Raw genomic sequence first — 11,065 nt, forward strand, 5'->3', positions numbered from 1 at the left:
CGGGGAAGTTTTCCATCCCCGCAGCAAGCTAGCGGGGTATTCGACTGAAATAAAAAAAAGTTTATAACCCACTCACTATTTCAAGAAAAGCGGGACGCTTCTTAAACTCAGATTTCAGGTTGGAAAAACGTTTTATCCAACCGGCTTCATTATTTAAGATATTGATATAGATATCTTTGGCCTTTCCAAGATATTTGGCTGCAACGCTGTATGTTTTTCTATTCCCGTTGAGTATGTTTCGATAGGCTTTTTGCCAGTAATATTCGGTGATTTTATCCGGAAAGTCATTTGCCAATTTATCTGCAAACTCATCAAAATCGTCCTCAATTGAATAACTGAACCTGTTTTTAGGAGGATCGAAAATTGATTTGAGAACTGTTTCTTTCATACCCTTATCCAGACATATTCTCAAATAATCATGAAAATCTTTTTCTTTGATCCTAGTGAATATTTCAGGCTCAATAGATTTCCAATCAGGGACTTTCAGAAATTCTTTCAGCTTTTTATACTCTTCATAGTATTTCTTTCTGGTAAACTCAAACGACTTTAAAAGTGCAGCTTTTGCATGCTCGTAATCTCCTTTTGACCTGTAATACTCAAATAACCTGTCCAGCATGTCCTTCTGTTCAGTATTTCGGGATAGTGCTGTCTGCACAAGCCGCTCAAGGTTGGCAGTGTCTCCTTTTTTGGAATAATATTCCCACAGAAATTCAAATAACTTAGTAACCCAGCCTTCCCCTTTAAGGATACCCGTTTCTGCCGTTTCCAGGGCTTTAACCTGATCCCCTATTTCTACATAATATTCAACTAAGTCCCAGTAATCCATTCCATAATTGAGAATTTTCATGCGCTCCTGCAGATAAGCTTCGTCATTGTGAAGGTATTCTCTCTGGATCTTCATAATCTGTTTTTTTCTCCAGTCAGAAGGATGTTCATCAAGTTTTTTCACTAAATATTCCCATTCTTCTTTTGTTTGGCAGATCTCAAAAAAAATATCCAGTAAACCATCTTCAAAACCCGAATTCTTGATATTATATTCTTCAAAGGCTTCATCTAAAAATTCGAGTTTTGCAATAGTTGACAGGTCACCTTCTTTAATCAGTTCCGAAATTTTTTCCAGATAACCGAATGCCTCCTCTTCATCATCTTCCGGACCGCCTCCAAGCTCGTTAAATTCCGAGATGATACTCCTGGCATCTTCCCAGTATTCAAGCAATAGCCCATCGTTTATGGAAACCATATCGTCATCTGTTATAATATCAGGCATTGATTCCTGTTTTTCTTTGAACCATTTCAGGACCAGTTGATGTAATTCTGGTTTTTTAATCAGTAGGGTGCTTACCAGATCATAAAACTCTGAGGTATTTAAATCCCGCAGGCGTTCATATAGTGAAAATTTTTCAGGTTGTATGTTATTTTCTGTCACCATCGGGCTCCTATCTTTCTCATCAGCAATATATCAATTATCACACTTAAACTAAAAATGATTTCTCTGATAGTTAGGGCTACCATAAAAATCCTATTGAAAATCCAGTTAAGTTTTCATTTAAAACCTGTCCAATTTAAAGTTGGCAGCGCGAATTAATAATAAAGAAATATTATAAGAAAAAGTCGTTTAGAAAGTAAATTCCTTGAAAGTTATAGTACTTATAGAGGAGAAGTTATTATTATAAAGGGGGATTTATTTTGCCAGAAGAAAACAAAAAACCATCTTTCCAGCCTGAACCGATACCTGAACCCGAGCCTGAACCTATTCCTTCACCTGAGCCGATACCTCATCCGGAGCCGGAAACTGAGCACGATAAGAAACCAAAAAAAATAGAGTAATTCCGATAAAGTACGCCAGCTATGATTTCGAAAATCTATATATCCCACTGTGAACAGGACGAGCCACTTGCTCAGGAACTTGGCAGATCTCTCTGGGCTGTAGAGCTGGAAAGCTTTTCATCTCTGTACAGGAAAGCTCGAATTCTTTCCCTGGGTGAAAGGATACGTTTTGGTATTCGCCAATCAGACTGTTTTATCCTGATTTTCACACAGAAAGGTGCAAGGTCTCCGGAAGTAAATCAGGAGATTGGCCTTGCAGTTGGAACTGAACAGCTTATAATTCCGCTAGTAGAAGTAGGAGTAGAATTACCTATCCTTGATACACCACCTCCAACCCATTGTCTTTTCTCCTGAAGCTTATGAGGATGCTCTAGGAAAATTAATACAGAACCTGAGAGAACTGACCAGGCTTGACTGGCTAAAGATAAAGCGTCCCTATTGCGGAGAGGAGATGACGCAGTACATCTCACCTCAGGAAGAGGTAGAGAGAGCTCTTCTAGCAGGAACGCACCTTGAGACAAGATGCAATTATTGCCAGAAGAATATTCACATGGACCCAAGAACATTCAGACCTATGCTCTGATTATTGATTATCAATCGGGCTGAAAATAATAAAGAGGTGGACTGATGAAAAGAAAAGTAACAAATGAAATAAAAGATGAGCCAGGAGAACCAATGGTAGTTCGATCCAAAATGGGTGAGGCGACTGTAAGTGAGTCAGAGGTCAAAGGAATTGAAAATCTCACCCCTACAGAAAAGAAACACCTGCTTTTACAACTTGCTCGAGATAGGGTTAAAGACAGCTCTGCTGGTCCATGGGAAGTTGTTGACATCTTCAGAGAAAATTGGAGAACCATCAAAGCTACGTTATCTCAACCCGTAGAAATTAATGTAAGGGATGTAGGAAGAGATGCTCTCTTTCAGGTATCCCTGGATATAACGCAATTAGAAAGAGAACTCGAAACCCAGGGACTGGAATAACACTCTTTAAATCTAAGACAGCTTTATTTTTATACTGGATTCATTTTTATACTGGATTCATTTTTATACTGGATTCATTTTTATACTGGATTCATTTTTATACTGGATTCATTTTTACATTTGATTTTATTTTGAAATTTGACTTGTTTTGAGATTTTTGACTTGTTTTGAAATTTTGACTGGATATTATTGTAGTTTCAGGGCAACATAAGGAAAAGTAACTGAAAAAGGAAAATTAGAGAAAAAGACAAAAACAAAGCGCAAGGAAAAAGAGAAATTAAGGTAAAAATATTAACCTTGCGAACTAGCTGAAGATTATTTACAGAACTAAAACATAAGGCTTGATGCCGAAATATTAGTACCTTTTAGGTTTGCGCTTTGCGTAACACTCCCTGCAGTAGACCGGCCTGTCAGGGTCCGGTTTAAAAGGCACCTCCGTTTCTTTGCCACAATCTGAGCATTTTGCTTTGTACATCGTCTGTGGCTCTCTACTATAGTTGCGTTCTCTACCGGAACCCCGATCCCTGCTCTGGGAACCTTTTCTTTCCATTATGATTTCCCCTATTTTATTTCTCGTTAAAGTTCACACAAAGAGAAGTATCAAATAATTCAAAAAGAGCCTCATTTATGAACTGTTATTGCTGGGGGTCTTGATGAACTAATTGAACTATTAATATCTAGCATAATGGTATTTATTTTTACTGTACTAAAGTTTATTAAGCTTCAACAATTTTGCTACTTTTTAAGCCGAGTGCTTAGCAATTTATTCCAATGAATTATGCATCTATACTCAAATTATTGAAATATTTGTTGCATTAAACTCTATTAATGTTTGAGTTGCGAATAAATTTCGTTATCATTCAAGTGTATCATTAAGTTTTGTTCAAGAATCAAGTTTCCAGAATAATACTAAGGAACTAAAGTATTAAGGAGCTAAAGCAGAAGATGCAAAACTATTCTGCTTTTCACTAAAGTCTATATTTAGCAAAAAAATTTAAAGTAGATTTGATTTATAATATATCATGGTAGTTGAAACTTATATATCACTTACAGTATTTTTACCCATGCTATCCTTTCAGTAATAGATTTTCAGATCTAATGATTTCTCCTGCTGTTAAGTTTCAATCCAACATAGATTTATTGAACTTTTATGCAGAAAGTAAAAGCAACTATATGGTGTTTATAGAGACCAAAAACGATATTATTTAATTTTCACCAAGTGTCATTAAACATACAAATTACTGAAATTCGTTTAAAAACACTATCATAAGAATTGCTGATTTTCGAAAAAATACTGTGGAATATGGGTTTCTAAATTTTAGCAGTAGAGTTATGACAAAAGTAGCCTGGAAAATAATTATCAAATAACTACATTCCGGATAAAGAAAGGAGGTTTATTAGCCTCCAATTTTATTTGGATAAAAGGAAAACTTTTTACTCACCCCCCTATTTAACGCCTTACTGACTCTAAAGTAAAGTTATTTTCCTTCAAATTCTTTGCTGACGTCGATAGTACTGGTGTACTCCTTGTCTGGAAGGTCTTCGAGAAACTCAATTACCTCACTACTAGCTTTATGCTTTTTAGCATGCTCAATAAGTCCCTGTTTTTTTACAGGATAATCTATATCCTTTAGAGCTTTTTGAACTTCAACTGGGCTGGTTTGCAAAAGTTTCCCCCTTTACTCCAATCAAGTCCCCTTTAAGTTCATTTCAACATTTACAGCTTTTTCAGAGACCTGATCCCTTATTTTGACTCTCCTCCAAAACGCTTTCCACTAAATTCCTGAGCAACATCGGCAGCATTTTTATATGTCCTGTCTGGAAGTTGCTGCAAGTCAGAAATTATTTCATTATTATTATTTCATTATTAGCGTTATGTTGCTGAGCATAACTAACGATTTCATTCTTGCTTTTAGGAAAATCAATACCTTTCAGTGCGTGTTCAACATCAGCCATATTTGCTCTTATAAATCTTCCCTCATATTTTGTATATTTGTTTTCGAATTTTTTATTAATAATTTTACTTTCCAGAAAATTCCTTACTAACATCGGCAGCGTTTGTATATTCCTTGTCTGGAAGACTCTTAAGGACTTGCATTACCTCATTGCTGGCATTGTGCTTTTTAGCATGCTCGATAAGATCCTGCTTTTTTACAGGATAATTTATGTTCTTTAGAGCTTTTTGGACTTCAATTGGACTAGTTTGCATAAATTTTCCCCCGATTTTTGTATTTTATATGTATTTTTAATTCCTTACTGACATAGTCAGTATGACATGCTTTCTAGCGATCTACATACTTTTCAGACAGAAAGCCTTATCTGAATACTTTATTGCCAAATTTCTTGTACTTTACTCTCAGGTGTATTCAGCCGTATAGGTTGTATAGCACTCGATAGCTCACTTTTGAATGAGATAACCCATTCTTTCGATATGATCCAGACCTAAACTGCATCTGTTCTAAAACCCCTGCTAAGTAAACCTGTAACCATTTGGTTTTACGGTTTGATGTGTTGACGTTGATATTTCTGGTAACATCATCAGGGTGTTACTTTATTTTAGAAATCCCCCAAAAGGTCCAGAACATTACTGCTTGCCTGATTATCCTCAGCAAACTTTACAAGGTTGTCTCTGCTTTCAGGATAGCCTATTCCCCGCCGGTTATAGATTCTTAAGCCTGGCATGGACTCCTTTTTATAAGTTCACCTCCTGGATTCAGGTAGCTATTGCCTTTCCCAATAAGTTGCCCACCCACCATTGAGTATTATGTAAAATATAATATAAAAAAGAATTCAACTCAAACGTTTAGTAGAAGATGACTATTTAGATCTAGTAGCTTATTGCTTTTTTTTAGAATAAAAGACTGAACATGTCTGAAAACCAGGGTTTTTAGTTAGCACCTATTGAAAGTATGCCCCCATAAATCGCTTGGTTTAAAACAGGTTAGTTAAAGAAAATAGTCCATTCAGTAGAGTGCTCGATACCGAAAAACTACTCCATGAGGAAATAAGTTAGCCACATATCAGAAAAACTTTCTTGAAAGCTACCGAAGCTCAGAGGTATCATATAAAAATAAATAGGTGTGATTTCAGCCTATAATTTTGAAAAAGTAATTTAATAGTATAAAACTAATTCTGAGTCTAGAACAATTCTGAGTCTATCTAATGAAAACAGGCATTTCAATATATAATAATGCCAGAAATCAAGGCTTATTTCCGTCCAACAAAAATGCCAGATAAAATATTTGCCTTTACTGAAAAGTATTTAATTGTCCAAAGAAAGAAACTATCTTCTTTTAACTGGCGACCTTGGTATTTGAATTTCTAGAAGAGTCCAGATCACTAGCAGTAAATTCAGGAGAGATAGTTATGTAGTGCTGTTTGCAGCTGTGTTTTTCTTTATTTTTATCCTGAACAGGGAACTCTCAATACTGGAGTCAGCCTTTTACATACTGATTTTCACTGCGTATTTACTTTTTCTGCTTGAAGAAGCCGAGAAATACAAAGGGAAACTGCGTTTTAAAAAATTTGTAATATACTTTTTAAGTTTGAATATATAAGCAGTGCAAAGCAAAAGCTCAATTGTATAAGAAATGGAAAACTAACAGTGAAAAACTAACAGTCCAGAGAAGGTTTCACAAAAGACAGGAAGATGATCAATCCGATAACTAATCTTAGAACCCTGAAGACCATTTTATATATCCTTTTACAAGTAAAGAAAATGTACTTTTTATATAATAAAATTACAGTGTGCCTTGAGATTATTCTCAGTTATATAAACCTACAATATACATGAGTAAACCTGAGAATAAAGGAATTAAGAAATTATCATTAAAGAAAAACTTGAAGATAATTTGCGAGTTAAGTTCCCGGATTGTCTGCAAACCTATAATGCTTTCCAGCAGCATCCCACCTGCAGCCCCTATAAGGGCCTGAACAGGGGTTACAAAAAGTAAAGATGGTAAAAAGGCTGCTACTATACCTGAGACCATTCCTTCTACAGTTTTTTCTTTCGAATATGGTAGCTTATGCCTGCCTACCAGCACTCCTACGGCGGTTGCTATAGAATCCCCGAATGCGACTATAGCAATAGAAGCATATACAATTTCTTCAGGGAATAATAGAAAAGAGAGAGTCATTCCACAAAGAAGCATGATAATACCTTTAAGTGGTATATTTTGCTTTGAAGGTCTTCCCCACCTGCACAGGAAAGTAGACAAACGAAGCGGAAGCTTATCCAGGATAATAGCTACTGAGACTGTCACATATAGAGCAAGCAGAAATAATAGGAGAGGAAGTGCCATATCGCCGGCTGCCCGGATTAAAAGAATTAAAGTTATGCCTGTAAACAGGTGTATAAATTGGCGCTCAACTTCACCTTTAAGAGCAGTTCTTCTATCGAGATCACACGTTAAGTTTTGAGTGCTTTCTTTTGCCATAAAATCAACTTTTAGTGACCCTATACAGTTTTAATTCCAATCGATTAATCGAAATAAAATCTGAAAAATCAGAGTTGTACTGGCGCGAACATACCCCGCTACAAACAACGAGTTCGCGCAACCACTTCAGATTCCGTTAAAGGAAATAATAACCCCAAACAATTTAGTTTGAGCAGAAGGTAATAACCGAAAATGGAATTGAGAAATTATAGTATCATCAGCGGTTACCGGGAAAGTTTTCCATCCCCGCAGCAGGCTAGCGGGTATTCGATTGAAACAAAAGGCCTGAAAACATAAGCCTTGCGCTCTAGAAAGAAGTCTAGAACGAGGCTATCAAATTAGCTCTAAAAAATTCAGATCTAATTTGACAATCGTTTTTATGAAGATCTCCTATGTGTATTCTTATCTCCAACCAGTTCTACGCTATCTTATTAGCAATCCAATATAAGAAAATAGATGCGTCCACGAATAGTGAAAAAGAAGATAAGTTTTTAAATCAAAATTCTAATTTGAGAACCTCAGAACAAAAAATTTCAAAACCAAAAAGTGAAAAGGTAATTCATCCCGTCTCTTTTAATGCCGGTAAGATATCTTTTCCATAGGCTTTAAGAAAAGCTATCTGATCTGAAGCTGCCGAATGTAAGTAAATATGTGTGAAACCTAAATCAATATACTTGTTTATAAAATTAATGTGATCTTCAGGATTTTCGGAAAAGCAAGCATTTTTTCGTACTGTATCCGTGCCCACAACTTTTCCATTCTGAGCAGACATTTCGGGAGTATATATTTTATTCAGGAAAAGGGCATGTATAAGAGCTCCAGCCCAGTACTTCATGAAGTTCTCAATAGATGTTTCAGGATCTGTCCCATAGTCAACGAAGAGCTCTACTGCTTTTGGCAAATGTTCCGGGTTCTTACCTGAATCCCTGGCTCCCTTTTCAAACTCGGAAAGAATCTTATCATATTTCTGTATATCCGGCTCTCCTCCTACAGTTAGAAGGCCGTCTCCATAATAGCCTGCAACATAGGCACTTTCAGGCACAAGAGACGAAATATAAATTGGAATATTGTTTTTAGGCAGCGTGTAAAGTTTGGCATTTTTTGTCCGGTAGTAGCACCCATCAAAGCTGACTTTCTGCCCGGTCCAGAGTTCACGGATAAGCCCTATTGCTTCTATCATTCGTATCTGGCGCTCGTCATATTGCGGCCATTCCAGAGTCACGGAATATTCGTTTAAAGCTTCTCCGGTTCCAACTGCAAGATAGGTTCGTCCACCTGCAATCGAAGACACGGTTGCGGCAGCCTGAGCAATGATAGCAGGATTATAGCGCAGGATAGGGCAAGTCAGACCTGTTCCCAGTTCGATATTTTGGGTACTCGCAGCTGCTGCACCAAGCCAGCTCCAGATAAAGCAGGCCTGTCCTTCTTCACTCCAGGGGTGAAAATGATCACTGGCATCAATACTTTCAAAGCCTGCCTCTTCAGCAGCTATTACCTGTTTTAGCAACTCGGAAGGAGGGAACTGTTCAGGTGCGATCTTATATCCTAGTTTAAGCAATCTTATCCCCCATTGATTATTTATTAAAATTATAAAATAATATTAGATAATTGTATTCAGACTTAAAAATTCAAAGTCGAGACAGTACGTTCTGCTGATAAAGTAAGGCTTCTTGAGACATGACCTCTAGAAGAAAAAGACAAAGGAGAAAGTGATTAAAGAAAGAATAACTAAAAAACAATAAAGAAAAAATAACTAAAAGAAAAATAGCAAAGAAAAGAATAACTAAAAGAAAAACAGCAAAGAAAAATAATTAAAAGAAATACAATAAAGGAGTAAAAGTGAAGAAAAGCTCAGATTTCTGGAGATTAATCCAGGAGTGTAAAGTACATTCTCCTGTTGCTCTTCCCTTTATTCTGAAGTTTTATGATCTTTATACCTTTTATTTCCTCGGTATTTTTAACATGTGTCCCCCCACAGGCTTCGATAGTAACTCCTTCGATTTCGACTATGCGAACTTCGTTTATTTCGTTGGAAAAGCCTTTTGCCAGCGTGGTTAACCGCGAGAGCCTTTCTTCGGCTTCTTTACGGCTTACAAGATAGAGATTGACAGGACTTTCTCGGGCTATAAGGTCATTAGCAATTTTCTCATATTCGGCAAATTTATCCCTATCAAAGACTTCAAGACTGAAATCCACCCTGCTCTGGTCAAGACCAAGCTGGTTTCCGGTTATCTGAGCCCCTGCCTCCTTTTCAATTACGTTCGCTATTATATGAGTCGCCGTATGCATACGCATATGTCTGTAACGACGATCCCAATCTATGAATCCTTTTACTTTGTCCCCCGTTTTTAATCCGTTACAAACATTTTCACTGTCTATCTCGTGACTGATGTCTCCATTGGACTTACTCACATACAGAACATTAAACTCAGCTCCATCGGATTCGCGAACCAACTTTCCGGTATCGCTGAGTTGGCCACCGCTCTCGGGATAAAAAGCAGTACGGTCAAGAACTATAAATCGATTATCTGTAACTTTTTCGACAGTTGCTTCGAATTCTTTCAGATAACAATCAAGGAAGTAAAGCGCCTCTGTCATTGTCAAACCTCTTTTTTAAACTTTACTAAAGTGGAAATTAAGGAATAAAAACTGTCAGAATACATAAACTATACAGTTTTGAGTAAAAGTCCAAGCCTTACCAACATAATTCTCCATAACTGCAGAAAACAGTAACCATGGGAAAATTTATTTCAATTACTTATGATTATTGAATATCGATTCATTGGTCATCGGTTAAGCACTAAATTCCTTCTCTTGAAGATGTTTTTATATGACAATACCTTAACACATGTATCTCTATGTCTCCTCGTCCCCCACCTACTCTTGAAGACTCTCTTCGGGAAATGTTTCCCGAAGAGTGGTTAAGGCAAACTGCCAAAGAAACTGGTCTTATAAAACGTGAGCGCAAAATTGACCCTGTCATCATCTTTTGGGTTTTAACTCTTAGTTTTGGCGTACGCTTGCAGCGTACACTTTCCAGTTTGAAACGAGAATATGAAACTGAGTCCCATAAAACCATAAGCGATAGCAGCTGGTACTATCGTTTTACTCCAGAACTAGTTGAGTTCCTGCATCAGTGCGTAATTCACGGCATAGAAGAACTTGCAAAAGAACCTGGTAGAAAACTTAGCAAGAAGCTCGAAAACTTCCAGGATATTGTCATTCAGGACAGCACAATTGTTCGTCTTCACTCTTCTTTATCAGATAAATTTCCAGCAGCAAGAGCAAGAACAGTAGCTGCTGGAGTAAAAGTCGGAGTTATGGTAAGTGCGGTTGCTAACGGCCCTAAAACCGTTGCTCTGTACTCCGAAAAATCAGCTGAGATAAAAACATTGAAAATCGGTCCCTGGATCAAAGACCGTATTCTCCTTGTTGATCTTGGTTTCTACAAAACTCAGATGTTTGCAAGGGTTGAAGAAAATGGGGGGTATTTCGTTTCAAGAATTAAAAAGAATATGGATCCTGTTGTTGTTTCAATAGAGGAAGGAATGCCTAAAACAAAGTGCAAAGATTTCATAGGGAAACCTATTAGTGAGTGCATTAAGCAACTTTCTGGAAAAGATATTGATGCAGTTGTAAAAATAGCATTCAAAAGAAGAGAATATAAAGGCAAGCAAAAACAGGATGAGATGAATGTACGTCTTGTTGCAGTATATAATGACGAGGATGAAAAGCACCACATTTATATCACAAATATTCAGAAAGAGATTTTGAATGCAAAAGATATTGCAAACTTATATGGAGCAAGATGGGACATAGAA

At 36.8% G+C, this 11,065-nt stretch carries 15 protein-coding genes; 5 read left to right on the forward strand and 10 right to left on the reverse strand.

Features of this window, described 5'->3' with window-relative positions; translation table 11 throughout:
• Nucleotides 1–61 precede the first annotated feature (61 nt).
• Nucleotides 62–1,426, reverse strand: a complete 1,365-nt coding sequence (locus ASJ81_RS04855) for a hypothetical protein (RefSeq protein ID WP_141241585.1) — start codon at nucleotides 1,424–1,426, stop codon at nucleotides 62–64.
• 260 nt (nucleotides 1,427–1,686) lie between these two features.
• Between ASJ81_RS04855 and ASJ81_RS22605 the strand changes: the two genes are divergently transcribed.
• Genes ASJ81_RS22605 through ASJ81_RS04865 form a run of 4 tightly spaced genes read left to right on the forward strand, consistent with a single transcriptional unit; the run spans nucleotide 1,687 to nucleotide 2,808 of the window.
• Nucleotides 1,687–1,827 carry a hypothetical protein gene (locus ASJ81_RS22605; protein ID WP_170943199.1) on the forward strand — a complete coding sequence of 47 codons (141 nt, stop codon included), beginning with the start codon at nucleotides 1,687–1,689 and terminating at the stop codon, nucleotides 1,825–1,827.
• Nucleotides 1,828–1,848: 21 nt separating this feature from the next.
• Nucleotides 1,849–2,181 (forward strand): toll/interleukin-1 receptor domain-containing protein, encoded by a 333-nt coding sequence (locus tag ASJ81_RS24395; protein WP_338037357.1) that lies wholly within the window; start codon nucleotides 1,849–1,851, stop codon nucleotides 2,179–2,181.
• A complete protein-coding gene (locus tag ASJ81_RS24400; RefSeq protein WP_338037358.1) occupies nucleotides 2,144–2,410 on the forward strand; it encodes a hypothetical protein in 267 nt (88 codons plus the stop codon). The genes ASJ81_RS24395 and ASJ81_RS24400 overlap by 38 nt, the downstream gene beginning before the upstream one ends.
• 44 nt (nucleotides 2,411–2,454) lie before the next feature.
• On the forward strand, nucleotides 2,455–2,808 hold the full coding sequence (locus ASJ81_RS04865) for a hypothetical protein (protein WP_095643502.1): 354 nt from the start codon (nucleotides 2,455–2,457) through the stop codon (nucleotides 2,806–2,808).
• A 355-nt stretch (nucleotides 2,809–3,163) separates the two neighbouring features.
• Here ASJ81_RS04865 and ASJ81_RS04870 read toward each other — a convergent pair whose 3' ends face one another.
• The 9 genes from ASJ81_RS04870 to alaXM form a co-directional block, all read right to left on the reverse strand.
• Nucleotides 3,164–3,358, reverse strand: coding sequence for a CxxC-x17-CxxC domain-containing protein (locus ASJ81_RS04870; protein ID WP_095643503.1), 195 nt, complete (start codon nucleotides 3,356–3,358; stop codon nucleotides 3,164–3,166).
• Between the two features lie 928 nt (nucleotides 3,359–4,286).
• On the reverse strand, nucleotides 4,287–4,475 hold the full coding sequence (locus tag ASJ81_RS04875; RefSeq protein WP_095643504.1) for a DUF2795 domain-containing protein: 189 nt from the start codon (nucleotides 4,473–4,475) through the stop codon (nucleotides 4,287–4,289).
• A gap of 77 nt (nucleotides 4,476–4,552) precedes the next feature.
• Nucleotides 4,553–4,654 carry a DUF2795 domain-containing protein gene (locus ASJ81_RS24760; protein WP_095643505.1) on the reverse strand — a complete coding sequence of 34 codons (102 nt, stop codon included), beginning with the start codon at nucleotides 4,652–4,654 and terminating at the stop codon, nucleotides 4,553–4,555.
• A complete protein-coding gene (locus ASJ81_RS24545) occupies nucleotides 4,651–4,857 on the reverse strand; it encodes a DUF2795 domain-containing protein (RefSeq protein WP_095643506.1) in 207 nt (68 codons plus the stop codon). Before ASJ81_RS24545 ends, ASJ81_RS24760 begins: the two co-directional genes overlap by 4 nt.
• On the reverse strand, nucleotides 4,829–5,017 hold the full coding sequence (locus ASJ81_RS04890) for a DUF2795 domain-containing protein (protein ID WP_095643507.1): 189 nt from the start codon (nucleotides 5,015–5,017) through the stop codon (nucleotides 4,829–4,831). The genes ASJ81_RS24545 and ASJ81_RS04890 overlap by 29 nt, the downstream gene beginning before the upstream one ends.
• A gap of 347 nt (nucleotides 5,018–5,364) precedes the next feature.
• On the reverse strand, nucleotides 5,365–5,490 hold the full coding sequence (locus ASJ81_RS04895; RefSeq protein WP_095643508.1) for a DUF2795 domain-containing protein: 126 nt from the start codon (nucleotides 5,488–5,490) through the stop codon (nucleotides 5,365–5,367).
• Nucleotides 5,491–6,572: 1,082 nt separating this feature from the next.
• Entirely contained in the window at nucleotides 6,573–7,244 is a 672-nt protein-coding gene (locus tag ASJ81_RS04905; RefSeq protein ID WP_095643509.1) for a diacylglycerol/polyprenol kinase family protein, read from the reverse strand.
• Between the two features lie 559 nt (nucleotides 7,245–7,803).
• Entirely contained in the window at nucleotides 7,804–8,802 is a 999-nt protein-coding gene (locus ASJ81_RS04910) for a TIGR03557 family F420-dependent LLM class oxidoreductase (RefSeq protein WP_095643510.1), read from the reverse strand.
• A 308-nt stretch (nucleotides 8,803–9,110) separates the two neighbouring features.
• On the reverse strand, nucleotides 9,111–9,842 hold the full coding sequence (alaXM, locus tag ASJ81_RS04915) for an alanyl-tRNA editing protein AlaXM (protein WP_095643511.1): 732 nt from the start codon (nucleotides 9,840–9,842) through the stop codon (nucleotides 9,111–9,113).
• Nucleotides 9,843–10,102: 260 nt separating this feature from the next.
• On the opposite strand from alaXM, the gene ASJ81_RS04920 reads away from it, so the two are divergent.
• On the forward strand, nucleotides 10,103–11,065 hold a 963-nt coding region (locus ASJ81_RS04920; protein WP_095643260.1), incomplete at its 3' end, for an IS4 family transposase.

The sequence above is a fragment of the Methanosarcina spelaei genome (assembly GCF_002287235.1).
GTDB lineage: Archaea > Halobacteriota > Methanosarcinia > Methanosarcinales > Methanosarcinaceae > Methanosarcina > Methanosarcina spelaei.